The organism is Salarchaeum sp. JOR-1 (assembly GCF_007833275.1).
Lineage (GTDB): Archaea > Halobacteriota > Halobacteria > Halobacteriales > Halobacteriaceae > Salarchaeum.
Genome location: NZ_CP042241.1, coordinates 1,663,431 through 1,683,001, shown reverse-complemented (window position 1 = coordinate 1,683,001; position 19,571 = coordinate 1,663,431). Strand labels below are relative to the sequence as shown.

25 protein-coding genes are annotated in these 19,571 nt (G+C 59.3%); 14 read left to right on the top strand and 11 right to left on the bottom strand.

The window, feature by feature from the left end; genetic code table 11:
* Nucleotides 1-16: 16 nt before the first annotated feature.
* Nucleotides 17-247 carry a transcriptional regulator gene (locus FQU85_RS09800; RefSeq protein WP_145847369.1) on the bottom strand — a complete coding sequence of 77 codons (231 nt, stop codon included), beginning with the start codon at nucleotides 245-247 and terminating at the stop codon, nucleotides 17-19.
* A 331-nt stretch (nucleotides 248-578) separates the two neighbouring features.
* Here FQU85_RS09800 and FQU85_RS09795 point away from each other — a divergent pair, with 331 nt between their 5' ends.
* The 7 genes from FQU85_RS09795 to FQU85_RS09765 all read left to right on the top strand — a co-directional run bounded on the left by FQU85_RS09795 (nucleotide 579) and on the right by FQU85_RS09765 (nucleotide 6,320).
* Nucleotides 579-968: a hypothetical protein gene (locus FQU85_RS09795; protein WP_206022038.1), complete on the top strand. Its 390-nt coding sequence runs from the start codon at nucleotides 579-581 to the stop codon at nucleotides 966-968.
* Entirely contained in the window at nucleotides 965-1,927 is a 963-nt protein-coding gene (locus FQU85_RS09790) for a hypothetical protein (protein WP_145847364.1), read from the top strand. Before FQU85_RS09795 ends, FQU85_RS09790 begins: the two co-directional genes overlap by 4 nt.
* The gene (locus FQU85_RS09785) at nucleotides 1,924-2,712 is read left to right on the top strand and encodes a hypothetical protein (protein WP_240792419.1); all 789 of its coding nucleotides are present in this window, start codon (nucleotides 1,924-1,926) and stop codon (nucleotides 2,710-2,712) included. Before FQU85_RS09790 ends, FQU85_RS09785 begins: the two co-directional genes overlap by 4 nt.
* Entirely contained in the window at nucleotides 2,709-3,683 is a 975-nt protein-coding gene (locus tag FQU85_RS09780; protein WP_145847362.1) for a hypothetical protein, read from the top strand. The genes FQU85_RS09785 and FQU85_RS09780 overlap by 4 nt, the downstream gene beginning before the upstream one ends.
* A complete protein-coding gene (locus tag FQU85_RS09775) occupies nucleotides 3,680-4,348 on the top strand; it encodes a hypothetical protein (RefSeq protein WP_145847361.1) in 669 nt (222 codons plus the stop codon). Before FQU85_RS09780 ends, FQU85_RS09775 begins: the two co-directional genes overlap by 4 nt.
* Before the next feature lie 188 nt (nucleotides 4,349-4,536).
* A complete protein-coding gene (locus FQU85_RS09770) occupies nucleotides 4,537-5,607 on the top strand; it encodes an HNH endonuclease (protein ID WP_145847359.1) in 1,071 nt (356 codons plus the stop codon).
* Between the two features lie 407 nt (nucleotides 5,608-6,014).
* Nucleotides 6,015-6,320 carry a hypothetical protein gene (locus FQU85_RS09765; RefSeq protein WP_145847357.1) on the top strand — a complete coding sequence of 102 codons (306 nt, stop codon included), beginning with the start codon at nucleotides 6,015-6,017 and terminating at the stop codon, nucleotides 6,318-6,320.
* 45 nt (nucleotides 6,321-6,365) lie between these two features.
* On the opposite strand, the gene FQU85_RS09760 is transcribed toward FQU85_RS09765, so the two are convergent.
* Nucleotides 6,366-7,172 carry a CBS domain-containing protein gene (locus FQU85_RS09760; protein ID WP_145847355.1) on the bottom strand — a complete coding sequence of 269 codons (807 nt, stop codon included), beginning with the start codon at nucleotides 7,170-7,172 and terminating at the stop codon, nucleotides 6,366-6,368.
* Between the two features lie 118 nt (nucleotides 7,173-7,290).
* On the opposite strand from FQU85_RS09760, the gene FQU85_RS09755 reads away from it, so the two are divergent.
* From FQU85_RS09755 to FQU85_RS09740, 4 genes are read left to right on the top strand one after another with little or no spacing between them, the layout of a single operon-like run.
* Nucleotides 7,291-7,647 carry a hypothetical protein gene (locus FQU85_RS09755; protein WP_145847354.1) on the top strand — a complete coding sequence of 119 codons (357 nt, stop codon included), beginning with the start codon at nucleotides 7,291-7,293 and terminating at the stop codon, nucleotides 7,645-7,647.
* A gap of 54 nt (nucleotides 7,648-7,701) precedes the next feature.
* Nucleotides 7,702-7,971: a hypothetical protein gene (locus FQU85_RS09750; RefSeq protein ID WP_145847351.1), complete on the top strand. Its 270-nt coding sequence runs from the start codon at nucleotides 7,702-7,704 to the stop codon at nucleotides 7,969-7,971.
* Nucleotides 7,972-8,014: 43 nt separating this feature from the next.
* The gene (locus FQU85_RS09745) at nucleotides 8,015-8,923 is read left to right on the top strand and encodes an ADP-ribosylglycohydrolase family protein (RefSeq protein WP_145847349.1); all 909 of its coding nucleotides are present in this window, start codon (nucleotides 8,015-8,017) and stop codon (nucleotides 8,921-8,923) included.
* The gene (locus FQU85_RS09740) at nucleotides 8,923-9,591 is read left to right on the top strand and encodes a hypothetical protein (RefSeq protein ID WP_206022037.1); all 669 of its coding nucleotides are present in this window, start codon (nucleotides 8,923-8,925) and stop codon (nucleotides 9,589-9,591) included. Before FQU85_RS09745 ends, FQU85_RS09740 begins: the two co-directional genes overlap by 1 nt.
* Nucleotides 9,592-9,838: 247 nt before the next feature.
* Here the strand turns inward: FQU85_RS09740 and FQU85_RS09735 are convergent, their stop codons facing one another.
* Nucleotides 9,839-11,170, bottom strand: a complete 1,332-nt coding sequence (locus tag FQU85_RS09735) for an APC family permease (protein WP_145847347.1) — start codon at nucleotides 11,168-11,170, stop codon at nucleotides 9,839-9,841.
* Between the two features lie 182 nt (nucleotides 11,171-11,352).
* Here FQU85_RS09735 and FQU85_RS09730 point away from each other — a divergent pair, with 182 nt between their 5' ends.
* Nucleotides 11,353-12,444, top strand: coding sequence for a HEAT repeat domain-containing protein (locus tag FQU85_RS09730; RefSeq protein ID WP_206022036.1), 1,092 nt, complete (start codon nucleotides 11,353-11,355; stop codon nucleotides 12,442-12,444).
* Between the two features lie 128 nt (nucleotides 12,445-12,572).
* Here FQU85_RS09730 and FQU85_RS09725 read toward each other — a convergent pair whose 3' ends face one another.
* From FQU85_RS09725 to FQU85_RS09690, 8 genes are all read right to left on the bottom strand, one after another.
* Nucleotides 12,573-13,448, bottom strand: a complete 876-nt coding sequence (locus FQU85_RS09725) for an HNH endonuclease (RefSeq protein ID WP_206022035.1) — start codon at nucleotides 13,446-13,448, stop codon at nucleotides 12,573-12,575.
* Between the two features lie 324 nt (nucleotides 13,449-13,772).
* The gene (locus tag FQU85_RS09720; protein WP_145847345.1) at nucleotides 13,773-14,258 is read right to left on the bottom strand and encodes a DNA-binding protein; all 486 of its coding nucleotides are present in this window, start codon (nucleotides 14,256-14,258) and stop codon (nucleotides 13,773-13,775) included.
* A gap of 21 nt (nucleotides 14,259-14,279) precedes the next feature.
* Complete coding sequence (locus FQU85_RS09715) at nucleotides 14,280-14,972, bottom strand: nucleotidyltransferase domain-containing protein (protein WP_145847343.1); 693 nt, start codon at nucleotides 14,970-14,972, stop codon at nucleotides 14,280-14,282.
* Nucleotides 14,973-15,046: 74 nt separating this feature from the next.
* Complete coding sequence (locus FQU85_RS09710; RefSeq protein WP_145847341.1) at nucleotides 15,047-15,427, bottom strand: hypothetical protein; 381 nt, start codon at nucleotides 15,425-15,427, stop codon at nucleotides 15,047-15,049.
* Nucleotides 15,428-15,504: 77 nt separating this feature from the next.
* Nucleotides 15,505-15,942, bottom strand: coding sequence for a hypothetical protein (locus FQU85_RS09705; RefSeq protein ID WP_145847338.1), 438 nt, complete (start codon nucleotides 15,940-15,942; stop codon nucleotides 15,505-15,507).
* On the bottom strand, nucleotides 15,935-16,504 hold the full coding sequence (locus FQU85_RS09700) for a hypothetical protein (protein ID WP_145847335.1): 570 nt from the start codon (nucleotides 16,502-16,504) through the stop codon (nucleotides 15,935-15,937). Before FQU85_RS09700 ends, FQU85_RS09705 begins: the two co-directional genes overlap by 8 nt.
* Nucleotides 16,505-16,640: 136 nt before the next feature.
* Nucleotides 16,641-17,258 carry a site-specific integrase gene (locus FQU85_RS09695; RefSeq protein WP_145847333.1) on the bottom strand — a complete coding sequence of 206 codons (618 nt, stop codon included), beginning with the start codon at nucleotides 17,256-17,258 and terminating at the stop codon, nucleotides 16,641-16,643.
* Between the two features lie 129 nt (nucleotides 17,259-17,387).
* On the bottom strand, nucleotides 17,388-17,852 hold the full coding sequence (locus FQU85_RS09690; protein WP_145847331.1) for a helix-turn-helix domain-containing protein: 465 nt from the start codon (nucleotides 17,850-17,852) through the stop codon (nucleotides 17,388-17,390).
* A gap of 123 nt (nucleotides 17,853-17,975) precedes the next feature.
* Between FQU85_RS09690 and FQU85_RS13360 the strand changes: the two genes are divergently transcribed.
* Nucleotides 17,976-18,131, top strand: coding sequence for a hypothetical protein (locus tag FQU85_RS13360; RefSeq protein WP_168219969.1), 156 nt, complete (start codon nucleotides 17,976-17,978; stop codon nucleotides 18,129-18,131).
* 10 nt (nucleotides 18,132-18,141) lie between these two features.
* Complete coding sequence (locus FQU85_RS09685) at nucleotides 18,142-19,500, top strand: hypothetical protein (RefSeq protein WP_145847328.1); 1,359 nt, start codon at nucleotides 18,142-18,144, stop codon at nucleotides 19,498-19,500.
* Nucleotides 19,501-19,571 lie beyond the last annotated feature (71 nt).

Here is a 19,571-nt window from a genome sequence, read left to right as displayed (position 1 = left end):
CGCGATAGGTAGAAAGCTACTCGTCCAGTTCCCAGAGGAGAGAATTTCCGACTTTTTTGCTTCTAACCTTGCCCTCCTCTTCGAGGGATTTCAATTTCAGATAGGCAGTCCGGCGGTCACACCCGATGTGATCTGAGATATCCGTCGTGCCACTTGGACCGATTTCAGACAGGGCTTCCAGAAACTCTTGAGGAGGGTACTCCTCAGTAAATTTCCCACTTTCTTCGTCCCGGTCCCGCTCGCCCATAGTAGTGACGTGAGTGCCTTTTCACATATGACTGCTGGATGAATATCCATTAGTCGAGCGTCCAAAGGTTTATCCCAATAGACGCATGACTAATGGATGTGAACTCAGTCGTCGGGCACTGATCAACAGAAGTGCCCGGGTGTTGCAGCACCCAGGCTGGGTTCCGGATACCGCCCAAGAACCCATGAAGAAATCAGATTCGGAAATACAAGAAGGCAGCGTCGCACCGCTAATTGAAGATATACATAAAATAAATTATATTTCGCTCGGGGAAGGGGCCGCAGCGTGTCAAGTGTGCGGCTCTTTTCTTCACGAGGGTGACCCGGTCACGGTGTACGTGTTCCGGCCGGCTGGGAGGGTGATGTTTCAGGTCGGATACGTCGTTTGCGGTGATGGGCGGCACGAGCCGCCGAAGGAGTTCACGCTGGGCGTGCGAGAGTTGCTGGTTGAAGGCCGTGTTGGGTGGTGTTCTGATGCGGCGACGCAGTCGTCGTGGCCGGTGTTGCTCGCGCCGGAGGTGGTAGCGGTGAGTGAGGCTTCGACGAAGTCGGTTCGGGAAGTTCCGAGCGGTGATGGTGTGAGTGTGGATGTGGCGGTGAGTTCGAATGATGGGGAGGAGGAGCGGTCGTCGGTGAAGCTTTCGGTGGGTGAGGCCCGTCGTCGATCGGAACAGTCGGATGATGAGGGGGTTCGCGGGTTGAACTGGGGTGGTCAGCGATGACGGCGGACGAGTCGGGGCTGGCGGCGTCGCATCTCGATGTCGAGTTGGAGCTGCCGCGGTCGGTCAAGGAGATGCTGTTCCCGGACGTGTATGTCGGGATTGAAATCGACCTGCTTGCGCCGGGCGATGGGATCGTTACGGATCGGCATCATGCGTCGGCGGATCGGTACGAGGCCGACGACCCGATGAATCAGATCGAGGGGCAGATCTCACCGTTCACGTTGTCGGGGTGGCTGCGGCACGGCTGCGAGCAGGTCGTTCAGGTTGCGGGCGCGACGGCGTGCCATCCGGGCGAATCGGATGCTGACTATATGCGTGCGGAGACGTACGAGCGTGATCTCGAGTCGGGGTATCACGAGAAGGGGGCGTGCTTGGACGACCACGATGCGGGCTGTGTCATTTACGACCTGTTCGGTGGGTTCGGCGATCAGCCGGGGAAGTTGCTGCGGCGGCCGGTGTCGTTCTCTCCGATCCGGCGCAACGTGGACGTGCTCGACGGCGAAGCCGAGGCGCACTATCGCCAGCTCTCGAATCAGGTCCGGTCGCGGAATGACGAGGATGGCGGGCAGCCACTCCGGCACGCGGAGCGGGATGTGCTCGGGAACGTCGAGGGGACGTGGAAGCTGACGCTCCGCGAACTGAAACCGGAGTTCATCGGGCTCCTCCTCGAGGCTGTGTCGTTCCTCGATGCGCACAGTGATGAGTTCGCGTTCCAGGTCGGCGGCGCGCGAAACTTCGGCGCCGGCATCGCGGATGTTTGGGTGGTGAATCCGCTGTACTCGGAGCAGGAGGTGCGGCGCGTATTCAACCGCGCGCAGGACGAGACGGCTGCGATGGCGGAGAAGGATGAGGTGGGGCGGTCGAAGGTGCGTCCTGAGTTCGTCAGGGCGTTGCAGGCGCGGACGGCGATGCGGGATGGTGAGTTGTCGGTGCCGTCGCGGGGAGGTGATGGGTCGTGACGGCAGCAGCTGCGAAAAGCGATGGTGAGACGGAGGCGCCGCCGATGCTGGCGGTGTATCGGCACGATGTACACAAGCTTCGGGGGCGGTCTCACGAGGGAGCTGTCGAGGAGGTTGCTGGGCAGCGTGTGAATGAGCCGGTACCGCGTGGTGCGGACGCGGATGCGGCGATGCTGAGTCGGCCGCGCGGTGATCCGGAGCAGACGCTCCCGGCGCATGATTCGCCGTTCCGGGTGTCGCTGCTGACTGGAGAGACGGTGACCAAGGAGACGAGCGTGGACGCGTTCCGCAACGCAGTACGGGAGTTGGTGGCGATTGAGGAGCCGGAGTCGGCGCATGCGGCGTGGCTGGAGTCGGACGCGGCGGCGGTGTTCAACGAGGCGACGTATTACCCGTACACGTCGCTGAAGTACCACGTGTTGTTGGCGGCGGCGTTGCTGTCGAATTACCGCGCCGGCGCGGCGTTCGACGAGCTGTCCTTAGTCGTTGATGATCCGGATGACGCGGTGACGCCCCATCGCACGGTTCTGGAAGCAGGGCCGGTGTCGTTGCGGATGACGGCTGACCCGGATGGTCGGCCGGCGGCAGCGCTCGGGTCGGCGCCGGCGCGGTCGTTCGCGGACGTGTGGTCGCGGCTGCCCGAACTCCCGCTCAATGTGGACGGCGAGCGACAGTGGCGTGTGTTGGATGCGCAGCTGCGGCGTGTGCGGTCGTGGTCGGTGGCGATGCAGTTGATTGAGGACTACGTCGACGCGACGAGTGGGGCTGGGGGTGATGCGCGATGACGACTGTTCAGCAGGTGTTGTTCGAGTTGGAGGCGCCGTACTTCGGGCATCCGTATTTCGTGACGGGGCACGCGCTGTTCAACGCCGTCGCGCGCCAGGTGAGCGACGACGCGGTTCGGGAGCGGTTGCAGGTGAGTCACGGGGTGTTCGTGTCTGGGGAGTACGGTGAGTACCCGGCGGCGCACTCGGAGGATGGGTACGCGGGGAAGCTCGGGCAGTCGTTGCCGCCCGTCGAAGCGTACGCTGATTTGTTCGTGTTCCGTGATGCGGCGCAGCGGTGGTTGTTGGAGTCGCGGCCGCGGGACGCGCACAACGCGCTGGATGTCCAGCAGTACGGCGGTCGGCAGGTGTTCGCGTCTGAGTGTTGGTTCGGGAAGCCGGAGGGCCAGCGGAATCGGCGGCGGTCGGTGCAGTGGTACGTGCATGCGTACTTGCATGACGGTGGCGCTGACGAGGTCGTGCCGGTGGCGGAGGACGTGCTGGATGGCCTGCGGGTTGGTGGTGGTCGGAATTACGGGTTCGGTGAGTTGTCGGTGGCCGACACGCAGACGGTGACGCTCGAGGACCTCGATTACTCGCGGCTGGCCGACGCAGATACCTACGAGTTGGAGTTGGTGTCGCCGTACGTGTTATCGACGGAGTACCCGGGCGCGGACGACCAGGATGTCCCATGGTGGTGGGGCGTTCCGGATGCGGGAGTGCGGCGGCGGGAGACGCGGGTCGTCGATGGTGATGACGAGTACGTGCTTGGGGTGGTGGATCACGGGCAGTGCGTCGAGTACACTGGCAGTGACCCCCTGGAGACGGCGGTGAACGGCGTGTTGCGTGTCGGGTCGCACTCGCGGTTCGGGTTCGGCGAGCTGCGGGTGCGGCCGGCTGGCGCGGATCGTGTCGGGGAGAGGGTCACTGCGAGTGCAGCAGTGGACACTGTGCGTGACGATGCGACCGCTGGAGGTGACGGTGAGCGATGACGGCGCCGCTTGAGCAGGTCGCGTTCGATATCGAGACGACCGGGTTCGACGTTGATGACGAAGTGACGGTCGTCGGGTTCGCAGTGCCGATGGGCGTGCGCGTGTTCGTCCAGACTGGTGGGCGGTCAGCGGTCGATGTCGAGGACGTAGTGGAAGAGGCAACGGAGACGTTGGTGAAGGTCTCGACGCATCAGTCTGAGCGCGCCCTGTTGAAAGCGGTCGCCGGATTCGTCGAGGAGCGGTTGTGTGATGAGGATGTACTGTTGGTCGCGTACAACGGTGAGCGGTGGAACGGCGGGTTCGATCTGCCGTTTCTCCGAACGCGATACGCGCAACTGGACGTGCCGTGGCCGTTCGTCGATGTAGCGTACGCAGACGTACTGCCGCTCGTTAGTGATCGGTTCAACACGACGGTGGACGGTGACGAGCACGGTGATCTCGCGGCCGCGTACGAAGTGCTATGTGATGGCGCGTATGGTGACTTGGATCCGTTCGCGGACAGTAAGGAAGCTGTTGCGGCGTTTGACGACGGGCGGTTCGGTGAGCTCGTCTTGCACAACGTGGCGGACGTGTTGCGGACACGAGCGCTTGGACGGGTCGCTGAGCAGTACTGTAGCAAATCCGAATTTAGCGTGAAGTCGTTGACGCCGACGAGGTCGATCTGACATGCCCGCGGAGCAGACCTTCCACGTCGCGCGGAGTGCTCGGATCCGTAACTGGGTGCCGCCGCCAGACTCGCAGATACGTCTCGATAGGTAGCCGCGCAGGTGCCACGGCGGATTGAAGCGATACCCCACACCTCTCCCCGCGCGGTACATCGCTGAACCCCCCAACCAAACCAGCCACGCAACAGATGTCAACGACAGAGTCACGAAGTCACGACGACGCGAGCGGAACAGAGGAGTCGAACAACGACACGCCGTCTGGGCAGCGGAGTCCGCATGAGTGCCACGAGACGGTCGATCCGGAGACACGGCGGGAGGTGCTCGCCACGTACGAGCATCGGTGCCAGTCGTGCGGGCGGCGCGGCCCGGAGAAAGGCGGGTTAGCGACGCTGCACGTCCACCACATCGAACGCGACCCGGACGAGATGAGCGAGCACGACCTGGAGAACCTGACGCTGCTGTGCCGGTCCTGTCACACGTGGCTGCACCAGCAGTCCACGCCCGAAGACTCGCCGGTCGAGATCACGGAAGCGGATCAGAGCGTGCTGCTCCCGCAGGATATCGAGATCTTGCGGTACCTGGCAGAGCAGGGGCCGACCCGGACGGGCGACATCGTCTCCGGAGTTCCGACTGACCTGTCGGTGTCAGCGGTCCGTGAGCGGTTGTGGGTGCTGATGGGGTTGGACAATCTCGTCGAGTCGCGCGACCAGCAGATCGTGGACAAGGACGTCGAGACCGGGGAGTGGGGGCTCACCGAGCAGGTCGAGAATTCGGCGCGCGGCCACATTCCGGACGATCCGCAGTTGCTGTTGCAGCGGATGGAAGATGAGCAGGTCCGGCAAGCGCTCGAACGTGGATGTGACCGCAGCGATGTCATCGAGGTGCTGGGCGTGTCGCGCCGCACGACGTTCAACAAGCACAAGCGCGCTTGTGCGTACGATTTCCCGCTGGATGCGTTCGCGCGCGGTGGCCGACCGGCTGACGGTACCCGCTCGGAGCAGCCTTCCGTCACGACCGACACCGCAGAGGAAGCCGGCGATGAACAGCAGCGACTTGATGCGGTTGCCGACCAGTCCCCGGAGTCAGGAGAGGAAACGGGAATGGCAGACGATCTCGAGCCGGGGTCGGACGCCCATGTCGTCGATGAGGAGCGGGAGTCTGGTGGGCAGGACGCGGATGGTGTTGACGAGGAGTTGCGCGGTCGTCTGCAACAGGCGATTGACGCGCTTCAGGAGGTGGACGAGACGCTTCGCACATAGCGCCACTTCGTCGAACGAACACAGGGAATTGTTGCTGAGTTGATGAAATTTTGAAGGAATGGAAATCGACCGATACTGCCCGATTCGTGATGATGCTGTTGCTAGTGATACCGCAGATGGCGGCGATATATGCAAAATAGAAAGATATGAAAATAGCATCGTCAGGGGTTGTTGGGGAGGTTCTGTAGGATGCTGGTTTGGGCATACCTCGCCTAACCCTTAAGGCAGACCTCACAGAACATTGTCGCGGCAACTATCCGACAAAATAGGACACGATCCTAACCAGGCATCGTCAGCTGGCAGGTATCGGTAGCGAACAACGGATTGACGCGGATCCGTCAACTCCCGCGTGACAGCAATGGACTATGTTCACCCAGGAAGATAGAAAAGAGATTGTGGAGTCAGTGATGGAGACGGTCACGGATTATCCGGACCCGGCTGACACTGCTGATGATGATGTCGCCGAGGTCGAGATCTTCGCGTACAGAGGAAATGACACGGTTAAATTCGCGTTGTTCGGGACTAACCTCCGGGCAGTTGACCTTGAGTGGGTGAGTTCGCAGGTGAAGCCGATCGTGGATCAGCGCAAGGTAACAGGTGACGACTTTTTGCGGATCGGATTGGTGAGCATCCGCGCTGACGATGAAATCGTGGACGTTCACATCGACGAGGAATACAAGAAGCCGTCGAAGCAGGAAGGCAGCGACGCGTAACGCCCGGTGTTGCGTGTTGCGTAAGCCGGTTCGGGCAGCGCCCCGTCACGGGTGGTAGCCAGCGTCTTGCAGGTTGTCGAGGATGTCGGTGATGGTGTCGAGGGTGTTGTAGAGGTTGTCCGTGGTGCGGCCTTCGGTGAGGAAGTCGTTGCTGTCGGTGTTTTCGATGAGGAGGTTGGCGTGGGCGACGTCGTTGCGGAGGTCGGTGACGTCGTGGAGGCGAGTCTCAGCGGTTCCTTTGTTGGTAAAGCCGCAGGGTTCCCAACAGGCTTCGACGCTGGTGACGATGGTTTCGAGCGTGGAGAATTGTGCGTAGTGAATCTCGTCTAAGGCGACGTTGGCGGCTTGGGCGTCTTCGTATCGGTCGTGTATGTCGTCGAGTTCCTGTGGGGTGACGGGCGTGTCTTTCCAGTTCGGTGCTTGGTCAAGGATGAGTTCGCGGAGGTGTTCTTCGAGGTAGGTGATGCGGTCGAAGAGGTAGATGCGTGCGGGGGCGGTGTTGAGGTCGGCGCGGGTGAGGATGCCGGTGACGTTGTTGTGGCTGCCGAGGAAGTAGACGGGGTGTTCGATGAGGGCGTCGAGGACGGCGGGGAAGGCGGCGTCGCCGCTGATCATGTAGTCGATGGTCAGTGGAGTGAGGTGGTCGTCGAGAGTGTCGCCGTCGTCGTCTGTGGTGACGTCGTCCTTGTGGATGAAGCCGACTGGGTCGTCGTCAGCGTAGACTGGGGCGGCGTCGTAGCCGTTCTCGGTGAGCCACGCGGCAGCGTCACTTGGAGCGGTGTCGCGGTCGAGGGATTCGACGGAGTGTGTGGCGAGTTCGGCCGCGGTGCAGTCGTGGAGATCGCGGGGCATAACGGCTGGTGGGATGCTGGGGTAGTCAAACTGGGGGCGAGGGAAGTGGTGGAGTCGAGGGAACGGAAGTCCCCCACCACAAAGTTAATGCGTAATGAGAATATATTTATTCTTGGTTATGCCCAGAGGACATTTTGGGTCGGCGGGGGCGAGCATTGACTACGGGGATGCGACCGACTTGTTTCCCGTCGACGAACTGGACGCAACCGTGCTCCAGTATCGGGATGCCCAACTCGCCCTCGACGACGTCGATGGCGCAGATGTCATCATTATCGCCCCGACGAGCCTCGCTACCAGTTACCGCCTCACCCAGCACGCACTCACCGCCCTCCCCGTCGAGAGTCTCCCACCGGCGGTGCAGGCACAACTCGACGAGGAAGTTGAGGAGCGCCTCGACACGTTCGAACTCATCCAGATCGGGAAGTGGAACACTGACAGCCCGAACCACTCCCTCGCCGAATTCACGAGCGCCTGACCGTTTCGCGCGTGGCTCGAAGTGGCCGAAGAGCAGCAATACCTGCGTCTGCCAATGACCACTAATCTCGAAGAAGAATACCCGGAGGCTGCCCAGTACATCCGGCAAGCTGTCGCTGAGCACGGGGAAGCGTGGGTGTTGGAGAATTACTACGAGCAACTCTATCCGCTCGGCGTCGTGATGGCGATGCCGGAAAAAGAGGAGTTGCCGTTCTACGACGAGGACGACCACGAGACGATGACCGAAGCGGAGCGGGTGGAGATGTACCAGGCGTGGGGCGAGTACCGGGAGAATCTCCGCACGGGAACCAACCCCGGCGAGTGATAGCTATCCCACGTTTTTCCAAGATGTTGTCGTTGGGGTACGTATGGATGGAGACAACGCTCGCGGGGTGTTGTTGGGGCTTGCGTGTGGGGATGCGCTTGGGCGACCGGTTGAGTTCGCCGCGGCGTCGGAGATCAGCGCAGAGTACGGCCGTCTTGACGAGATGGTCGGGCACGGCACGTGGAATCAGCCCGCTGGAACGATCACGGACGACACCGAGCAGGCGCTGTGTATCGCGCGAAGCCTCGTCGAACACCAGGGGTTTGACCCAGCGGATGTCGCCGAGCGGTTCGTGGCGTGGTACGAGAGTGACCCGTTCGACATCGGGCGGATGACGATGCGGACGCTCAGTCGCCTCAAACACGGCGACACCTGGGACGAGGCAGGCCAACACGTGTGGGAACAGAGTCGAGAAGGACAGAACGCCGGGAACGGCAGCGTGATGCGGTGCCCACCGCTCGCTATCCCATACGCGACCGACTGGGAGCACCTTGTCGAAGTGAGCCGCCAGTCCTCACAAATCACCCATGCTGATCCGCGGTGTACCTATGGCTGCGCGATTCTGAACCTCACAGTGGCTGGTCTCCTGGAAGGCACAAGTACGCCATTGCGGGATGCCCTGGACTACGTCGACGCGAGTGCACCGGACGAACTCGTGGCTGCGCTCAGGCCGCTCGCTCAAGGGGACACTCCTGGTTCGTTGGAGACATCGGGCTATGTCGTGCACTCGCTCCAGACAGCACTCCACGACGGACTCGGCTGTGACAGCCTCGAGGAGGCGATTGTGACGGCGGTGAATCGCGGTGGTGATACCGATACGATTGGTGCGATCGCGGGCGCGGTGGCTGGCGCGCGGTTCGGAGCGTCTTCCCTTCCTGATCGATGGTTGCGTACTATTGGTGAAGCCGACGAGCTCGAAACGCTGGCTGAGCAACTCGTGGAGGTGGCGTGATGTACGTGTTGGCGTTCGACCGGGACTGGACGGTGGACGTGAATCCGCACCCGCGTCGGGACGCGGTGCCGCTTGAGTGGGTGCGGTACTGGGCACACGAGACTGGTCACGAAGTCTGGGCGATTGGGAATCAGGACCTCGTTGACGAAGCAGACATCCCGGGCACGGTGGAGTCGATTCGGCGGCGTGACGGACATATCGACGCGCTGGGTGAGCAAGACGAGTCCGGGTACTACGAGTGGTGGCCGGAACGCGAGGAGCGGCTCCAGATTCTCGGTGAGTTGTTCCCGGACGCCGAGGGCCATATCGTCATCGACGATCTCGATTTAGGGCACGTCGATGGCTGGGAACACTACCACGCCTGGGATTTCGTTGAGCACGTTCGGCGGGGAGAGGTCGGGTTGTCGCCGCCGTCCTCGAGTGACCTGAGTCCGGATGGTGGGTTTGAATCGGGTGATGCAGTTCGAGACGCTCTTGCTGACGGGTATGTGTTCGAACTCACGCACCGAACGAACGGAGAACAGAAGACGCATCTGGTCACGCATTTCGAGCCGGACCGGCCGTCGATGACGCCGTTGAAGGGGCCGCCGGCGTTCTGGTTCGAAACCGCGGGAGGCGATGAGCGCTTCTCCGTTCGGCTCCCGGAACTAGTACTCCGTCAACGGTGAACTGACGAGTTCAGGATCGTGCGATCTGAACTGGTGGATCGGTGATGGTTCTCTTACCGCCCGCGAGATATAGAGGCTGTAGTCAGCAGGCGCACCGTCTATATTCCACTCGCATAGCGGTGATTCGATTTGGTGGAGAGGTCAGGCATCTTTATCAGACACTGGACATTCGTCTTTAACTAAGCCGGCAGAGCCGAATGAACGCCATCTTGGGGGTCACCGAATTCAGTTAAGAATCACCGAGACGTCACTTTTCGAGGTGGAGGTCTTCCTCCACGCTTTTTGCAGCCCATTCCACCTGCTCCCGCTCGATGTATAGGAACTCTAGTAAAAGCAACGCGGTGAAGAGACCGACGATTGAGACGAGAATATGGAACTCCGTGATGTAAAGGTGAAAGAGGACAAGAGGAAGAGCGACTACAGTTCCTAGTAGGCCTATCAGCGGGATACTCCTGCGGATCCCGGTTTCCTTGGCGAGGCGGAGCGCGGTGTAGTTGGCGGCGCTGTCCGCTATGAGGAAGGCTATGGATCCGAATTCGACTATCTGTTTCAGACTGCCAACCGCTGTAAGAACTGCAGTCAACCCTCCTGTAACCAAGAGTGCGTATGTAGGGATGTCCTTCTTGTTCCTGAACGAGAAAAGCCGCGGAAGTTCGTTCTCGGTTGCTATACGGTGTGCGAGCCGTGACGACCCGAACAATGTGGCGTTGATACCCGACGCTGTGCTCTGTATTGCGGTAACCACGACCGCCACGAAACCGATACTGCCGAGGAACGGCACAACCGCCTTTGCCAGGGCGTACTCCCCGTATTTCTGCACTATCGTGGGTGTGAGGTGGAGGGTGGCCATAAACGATACCGAGACGTAGATGACGATGGCAGTAATAATCGAAATGTACATTCCACGGCGAAGGTTTTTCCTCGCGTTCTCAATGTCATTATAGTCATAGGTCAGGAGTTGGAATCCTTCGTAGGACACGAAGATGATTGCGAATCCGGTTATCGGGCTAATCAGGCCCTCATTGAAGAACCTGGCAAAATCCGGGAAATCTCCCTCGAAGGCCAGTACACCGAGAACCGCGATCCCGAGCAGAAACGCGGCCTTGATGTATACCAGGACGTCCTGGAGGAATCCCGACTCCCGCACTCCCACCAGGTTTACCCCAATGAGCGACACGACTACACCCACCGATATCGCAGGACGTGCAAACCAGGGCATCCCGACACCCAGCACATCTTCCAGAAGCCCGACCGAGTACGCCCCGAAGGCGAACGCGTACATGGCCATAGTCCCGATATAACCAGCGATTAGCACCCAGCCGAAGAACCCTGCTATGTGGGGGTTGTCAACGACGTGTTCGACGAATGAGAACGCACCGCCGTTCTCCTCGAAGTAAAGCGTGAGTTCGATGTAAGAGTAGGCGGTCAAAAGCGTGATACCGCCAGCGAGGATGTAGGATATCGGGACAGCGTTACCGGCTTGCTGCATCGCAACCCCAAGAGCAGCGAATATCCCGCCCGAAACCATCCCGCCGACACCCATCGCCACAACCTCTTTCAGCCCGAGCTTTTCGACCATACCTTGAAGAATATCTTACTCTGTTCGGTAAAGATTTGGTGTGTTTCTACCAATTCGGGTGGTTCCGTTAGCCACCAGGCTCTCGTGACCGACTCGCGCGTTGTATCCATCACACCGATTCTGACAGATGGCAGTTATTTCGGGTTTCATGAGCAAGGCGACCAGCCCGCCGAACATATCGATTGACGGTTGACGGACCACTAGAGGCGTTGCATCCGGTTCCGTACGAGCGTCTCGCGGATCCACTCACGGGGGCGGCGTTCGCGGCGGTTCGAAAACAGCTCGAAGACGACCCCGGGTCGGTGGATGAGGACACACTTCGGACGATGCTGTCTGACGCGGTCGCGGACACGGAAACCGTTGATCGCCGTGAAGCGCTCCGCTTGGCAATGACCACAGTAGAGCACCGGGACGACGCCCGCGATGTTGCTGTTGAGGCGACGGTCGCGTTACTGGCTGACGAGCCGTCGGCGCTCGACCGAGCGGCGCTCCAAGTACTCCACGAGGCAGCGACGGACGACCCAGCGGTGCTGAACGAGTACGTGGGAGACCTAGCGGCGTATGCGAGTCAGGACTCGATGTCCCAGGCTGCCGCGACGCGTTGCTTGATGGAGGTCGCGGAGGCGGACCCGGCCAACGTCCTCGACGCCGTCCCGGCCTTGGAAGCGGCGGCGACGGCAGAGACGGAGGCAACGCAGAGTTACGCGGTGTACGCACTGTCCTGCGTCGCGGAAGCGTATCCTGAGGAGGTGTTTCCGGCGATTGATGCTTTGATCGAGGCGATGCAAAGTGAGGATGAGACGACGCAGACGAATGCGTTAGCGGCGCTCGGGAAGATCGCGTCGAACTATCCGGATGCCGCAGAAGCCATTGTGGAGGAACTGGTGGCGGTACTGGACGCTGACGCGAAACGCGTTCGGAATAATGCGGTCGGATTGCTCGGCGATCTTGCGCAGGAACATCCAGCAGTCGTGATTGAGTATGCTGATCGGATCGCTGCGCGGCTGGACGACACCAATATTCAGGCGCGTGTGAACGCGTCGATCGCACTTCAGCGAGCAGGGGAGGCAGATCCGGCGGCGATTCGAGCCCAGCAGGATCGGTTAGCGGCTGCGTTGCAGGATCCGAGTCCGGAAGTCCGGGCGAACGTGTGCTCGCTGATCGGGAATGCGAACGTGAGCGTGCCTATCGAGGAACTTGAGGACGTGAAAGAGAACGACTTAGACGAGACAGTGCGCGAACGAGCAGCCTGGGCGATTTCACGGCTGAACTGAGACGCGCATGACTCGAGTTAGCTGTCGGTCCGGCGTTGAGTGAAGTTTCTCGAGATTGACCACGAAGGCATCAACGCCGGTCGAGACGCCATCCGACACGAGAACAGCCGTCCTATTGGAAGAGTGAATTAGAGCCATGAGAGACCCGCGTTGAGTTCTTCGAGGAACGATGGCCGAATCTCAACAGTCGGTGGGAACGAGAGTTGGTCGCCGTGCCGGTCGAGAATAGTTTCGCGGAGGAAGGGATGAGCCGGATCGAATGAGGGACTCGTTCGGATGCGGTAGTCGCTGTCGATGGTGAACAGCGCGGCGTCGAACGCGCGGTGGTGCAGTGAGTTCAACACGAGAACGTTCTCCGGGTGTTCGGCTAAGTCAGGGTGCTGACTCCGGGGGAGGACGTGCGCGAGATCCAGCAACGCATCTTCTCGAATGCCAGTCAGGGCGCACTCGTGACCGTAGCGTTCGAGCGTGTCTGCCCGGAAGGCGTCGCTCACAGTGACTTCGGACGTCTCATACCGGCGCACCCGACCGCTCTGGTTGAGGGGCTCCCCGGTCGGCCACTGGGCGACCTCTCCGGCTTGGACCCACTGCTGCCAGACGTCGGGTGCCGCGCTGTCGTCGTTCTGCTGAGCGCGCTCGTGCAACCACGTGACGGGGACGGCGTTGGTGTTGAGGATTGAGAAGTGGAACTGGTAGTTCGGGACTTGCGTCCCGTCCTCAGCACGGTACGCGCGCACGTCAAGGTGATCGGGAACGCAGAGGCCGCAGAACTCGACGACGCCTGATTCGGGTTTGCGGAAGACGAGAACCGGCGGGACGTTCTCGCGCCGACCAGCCGCGGCGTTGTCGAAGGCGGCTTTGATCTTCTGATTCTGCGCAGACTCGTCGTAGGGGTTGTCCGCTTTCGCGTCGCCCCAGTAGCTGATGTACCCGGCGTTGACAGCGAGGGTGTCCTCCCACGGGTCGTCGTGCTGGGAGATGCCGCTATCGTTCGAGACGAGCACGAGAGCTGCGGGGTTTCAGACCGATCCGCACTGAGATCACGGATGCCACCGGTGTTCTTGATGCCGCTGTCGAGGGGGCCGCGGATCCATCGGAGGAACTGGTCGTCCGGGTTGCGGTAACTCCCGGTGTCGCGGTATTGTTGCCCGACCCGAAACGCGTGTTGCATGATACCGTGGCATTACGTCTGTCAGTCAATAAATGTCTGCGCGACACTCGTAAGGTAGCTCAGGATGTGACATGTGGGGCTCGCCATAATCGCGCTCGGCGTTGCCGGCCTCCCTCATGTTACTCACAGGAATCGGCTGGATGTGAACCGAGGCCCGTCAATCCAGAGAGTCACAGACGCAGACACCGCCTTCCCGGATCTGGTCGGTGACGTACTCGTGGACGCTACGAGCGAGTTGCTGCATTGTCTCCGCTTGGCGTGCTGTCGGACGCCAGCCGCCGTAGTAACTGTCTGTGCGGTTGGTGTCGTACAGTTGCCGGAGGTCACGTGTCGTTGGCTCGAAGAGGAGACCGAGGGCGGTTGCGCGGTCGTAGCAGGTGGTGTGGTCGTGAAAGTCCTCAAGATCGTCGCCGCCTTCGGCGAGGGCGTAGGCTTCGACGGAGCGTTCGGTCGCGCCGAAGCACAGTTCGATTGTCGCGGTGTAGAAGCCTTGATCGGAGAGTGTATCGACCGCCGTCAGCAGCCGGCATGCTTTCGTCAGCTGGGTTTTCCAGTCGGCGTCGGAATTGATTGCGTCTTCGCGCGTTGGGACACCGTATCCTTCTTCGTTGAAGGCGTCGATGGCTGCGGCGAGAGCGTCCACAATGGCTTGTGGGTCGGAGCGCTACTCATCGAGATCACCGTGGAAGACCATCTCTCGGACGGTCTCGAATTTCTCCGAGTCGTAGACGACGAGGCCATCGCCGAGTACGTCACGGAGCTCGTCAGTGTAGCTCGGGACTGCTGGCAGTGATTCGACGTCGATTTCGTATGCGTACCGGCCGGTGTCGAATTCTTGGTCTTCGAGGTCTTGTCGAACGCGGTTCGCGGTTCGCTGATTCGCCATCCGGTCGTCTTCGACGAGGACCCACAGGTCAATGTCACTCCGACGGTCAGCGTCGCCACGCGCGACACTCCCGTACAGCATAATCCCGACGATGTCGTCGAGTTGTTCGACTAATTCATCGACGGCTGTACGGACTGGTGTGTGGAATTCGGCCTGCGGGATGTGCAGGATCGGATCGTCCGGCCGGGATAACCGTTCGGGGTTGATTTGGACCAGCCGCGTGTTCCCGTCGCGCCGGTCGGTCACGAGGTCGTTGGCGGCTAAGATATCGACGGCCTTGGTGACGGTCGGTTGGGAGTAGTCTACTGTGTCCGTCAGTTCGGTGATGGAGAACTCGTCGGTATGATAGCGAGTTAAAAAGGAGAGAATGTCGTGGACGGCCTGACTTTTGAATATGTCCGCGTCCTGTGCGGGGATATCGACCGATATCGTCGCCCCATTTCCTCCGTCAGTATTCGATCTGCTTTCCATACAAAACCGTTCGGACGGCCAGATACTTAAACTTCATATAGAATACTGCGTCTCATTTATACGGTCACGTGAGGCTAGGCAATCGCACCCGTATCTTCAGCGATGAATGTGCCATCTTCGCAGACGGGGCATTGCTCGTCCACGAGTTCATCGATGGTCTTGACCGCGTTTGACCGGCACTCCGGACACGCTTTCTCATCCCGATCCAAGTCCAGATCCACCTGCGTTTCACAGTGGATACAGAAGCAGTAGGTGTTGAACCCAGTGCGGCGGTCAATCTCCGCCTGGGATGCGTCCTCGCCGATCACTTCTCGCGCTCGCCCCATCTCTCCGGGATGCGGGCAGTGGACGCGTTCGCCGTCGTCCGCAGTCGCGTACATGTAGTACCCCCAGCCGGACGGCATTTCGAACTCACAGTCCGGATTCGTGCAGTAGAAGTCGAATATCTGGGGCATCGATGCGGCGGTACACCCGGACGGCAGTAATCAGTTTCCCTGAATCGGATGCAGCCAATCCTCGTTTTCACGGGTCGTTACTCGGTCCAGAATGCCTCGATGCGTTCGTCGAGGCGGGTGAGTACGGTGGCGAGTACGTCTTGCCACTCGTCTGGATAGTCGGCGTCGTCGCCTGGTGTGGGGGCGTCTGGGGGCGGGTGGAAGTGTTCTCGGGTGTTGTGGTCGTTGGGGTGGCGGTCCCAGCGGCACTCCCACGAGTTCTCCGTCTGGTATTGCTCGGAGTAGTGGATGCTGAAGTCGTCAGTCTCGAACCACCGGATTCGAAGATAGGCACGCGTGACCCCATCCGGGAAGTACCCAAGGTCGTAGTCGGCGACGACAGCGTTCGGTGCATATGACGGCCGTGCGTGGACTTCGTCGAAGCGAGCGCTTCGAGTGAGGTGCACGGCAATCCGGTCGAGAAGTTCAGCATCGATAGGGCCGGTACGGGGAGAGTCGTCCGGGTTGTCAGGCATCGATGTGACCAGGGGTGCTCCCAGCGGCTGGCTGGTCACGCCGCGCGGCGTCGAGGAGGGCCGCTCTGCGTTCGAGTGTTTTCCACTCGGAGAGGGCCTCCCACGCGTCTTCAGTGGGCATGTCCCGGCTGGCTTCGACGAGGGAGACGTCGTCGGGGTCGTCTGCGTCGAATTGGTCTCTGTAGTCGTCGATCTGGTCGATGGTGTCCGAAAGTGCCTCGACGATTTCTTGTTCGGAGTAGTTCTCGCGGATGCGGTCGATGCGTCGCCACTGGAAGTACGCGTCGTTGCGCTCGTATCGGACTGGGCGGCCGTCGTGGCGGTGGACCAGTCCCATCTCGTTGAACCACTCCAGGTAGTCGCGGGCCGTCTCGGTATCGCAGTCAGCGAGGTCAGCGATAGTGGATACCTTGGTGGGGGTACGCAGCCCGGTGACGATGTCGAGGAGTCGCTCGCGGATCGGTCCGCCCTTGAGCAGTGATTCGGGTGACTCCAGTTCGTCGATGTCTGGCGGTGATTCGTCGCCAGCGTACGCGTCGTCTGGGATGTCAGTGATGTCCATTCGTGAGGCCCTCTTACCGTGGGGTAACACCTGAAGCGACATATGTCTATTGTACGCTGAATTATTTCTGCTTCAGATGATTGTAGAAACGCGCAGCTCGTTTCCGCACTGGCAGGTGTGGTTCGATCCTCTGCGGTTACACCTTCAGCATGTGGTCGTAGATTCGTTCGGTGGTTTGGATACTCCGGTGACGAAGTCGATTGCGGACATCGTAGAGCGTGTTCCCGTCTTCGGTGTTCATCATCCGATAAGCGACCCCGTGACGGAGCGCGTGCGGCGTGACGTCGTCGGATGTGCCTCTGCTCCCATCGATCTTGTAGGGGCGAATGCCTGCTTCGTCCGCGATTTTGTGGAGCATGATCCGAATGCCCTGCTCGGAGATGCGGTCTGAGGAGCGAGCGGGGAAGAGTGCGGGCGTGTCTTTCCAGCGGTTGGTGAGGTAGGCCGACAGCAGCCGTGCGGTGTCTTCCGCAAGCTCGAGTGTGACGGGTGGTGGCGAGTTCTCGTTTGGGTAGTCCTTCTGGATCTCCGTCGGGAGGTAGAGTTCTGAGTTGGTGTTTCGAAGAAGTTCCACATCGAGTTGGGCGAGCTCGCCGACGCGAAGCCCAGTATCGTACATCGTCGCAACGATGGCCTCGTTGCGTTGCTGCAAGTAGTCGGCTCCCATCGCGTAACACGCTGAGCGGAGAGACTCGACTTGGTCGGGCGTCACCCACACTTTCGCACGAACTTGGGAATTTGCGTATTCACTCATCCTGGCGCACCGCCTTTATAAACGATAGACGGTTGTTCCCCTTTGAACTTTGGAGTCTACAAGAAGATTCCAAAGTTGACTCAGCACACGGGAGCGTCGATTGGGCGAGCATTGCTGAACGGGAGATATCTACTCGGACTCGTCGTTTTCAGAGGTTCGTTCCTCGATTTCTTCCTGGAATTCCGAGAGAGCAGCTTCGTGTCGCTCCTTTGCTTTCTTTCTTTGTTCAGTGGTTTCGTCGATGTCGTGGTCCGTAGCGATTTCAGCAAATGTGCGCCCTATGGAAGTGAGCTCGTAGAGTTTTATTTTGCCACCTTCATCTGGATAGTGTATCTCTTCGCTTAGGAGCCCTAACCTCGCTCCTTCGGTTAATCGGCTAGAAACAGTTCCGTGACTGATGACCAGAGAATCGTCGATTTCGGAAAACCGTTTGGGACCATCCGCGAGTAAAGCGAGAATTTCTACGGCACCTTTTTTCTTCAGAAACGCTCGCTGCTCTTCGCCGATCGTGCGGACTGGCCCGAAGTCCTGATCCGGGTAAGGGTTGGTGTCTGAGTCGGTCGTGTCTGCCTCGTCTGCGTCATTATCCGTCATGCTGGTTCCTTGTAGGGCACCACTAATTATAAATTGTAGGAAGTCAAAGTCACAGTTACTCAAAATTAGAACAACTATGGAATTGAACGCGCCCCGAATGATGCAGACAGAACGGAGGGTCCTATGAGCACAGACACGCCTTCGGACCCTCACGAGTCCGCGCTTGAAGCTGCGGAAGAGCTACAGGAGGATTTGGAGGCGATTGCAGAGAGTGATCTGCCGTTCGCCTATGATGCCGCCCAAATCCTGGAAGCGCTAGAACAAGCCGAAAACGAGTAACCAGCGATCAATGAGTCGAAATCGCATTGATAAGAAGACACTCGAAGAACAGCTCCCTGTGATTCTCCGGGAGCAACTTCGCCATGACGGGCTCCCCCGTGATCATCTCCCCGCGTGGGAGTACATTACCGCTAACACACGGTATTCAGCTGAGGGGCTCAACAACAAGTGCCAAGAGATCTACGGGCAAACTCTCCACGAATTCCTCCGCGATCAGGGATTCGGAGCTCGGTCCAATGGGAAGTGGCCAACCGATGACGACCAAACCGTACAGTCACTCGAGTATTATATACAGAGTTTAGAAAACAATCTGGGATTCGCAGATTCGACCATTGACTCGGTTAAGACGACAATCAACAGAGTCTATGAAGCAATTCATAATGAGGATCTAGATATCGAGATTTTGGAGATTGGACATTACGAGTCCGAAGAAGAACGAACAACAAATATTCAGTCTGCGAAGATAATCATCCAATATCTGGATGAGCAGTCGGCAGACGGCACGATGCAGAACTACACAAAATATTTCTCTGGATACTATCGCATCGTGAAAAACCAGTACCGAATCAATATTAATCCGGTCGAAGAAGCTTTGGACGAGTTTCAATTTCGCCGGAGCCGAGGCGATCCATCCCCCGTTACTGAAGCACAAATCAGGGATCTATGGCACACGTTGGACGCACTTGAGGAGTGCCCGGTTCGCGGCTACGACCTGAAGCAATGGCGGCTTTGGATGAAGGTACTGCTCATATTTATGATGGCGGTTGGCCCTCGGTCTAACGAGATTGAACGAATTGACGTGACTGAGCAGTTAGAGTTTGGGGATGATCCGTATGTTCATTTCGTCGAGCGGAAAAATCTACGGCTAGATGAGGGTCCTCAGAAGATTCCGATTATGATGGGTGCTAGTTTCCTCGAGGCATACGTCGATTATATTGAGGCAATAGGTGGGAACGGGAAGCTGGTGCCGAGTCCGCAATCAGACAGTGGCTGTCGAACCCCATCAACGCTGAATAACTGGATTGAGGAGCTATCGAAAGAGGCCGGTGTACGTGTTGATGATGGCAGTTTCCCGACGATCCAGAATTTCCGACAGCTCTGGAAGAATCTGTACAAGGAGGCGCTTCAGGAGAACCGAGAGCAAATCAAATTCGTGTCGGAGGAAGCGGGAACGAAAACGCCAGAAGTGGATGAGAAAAATTACCTTAGCGCTAAGCGGAACCGGAGGCATATTCGAGAACTTGGGAGGCAATACTTCGACGACATCCTCGAAATTGGTGACCTCCCGGACTTAGTCAGCGAGGTGGTTGATCAAGATGAGTATATCTCGCGGCAGACAACGATTTCTAAGTATGATTCTGAGGCATAATAGTCCGATTTCTCATCTCTGTTTGCGGTTTAAATACCGGTCGGCAGATCTATAGCGCTCAGAAAAATCGA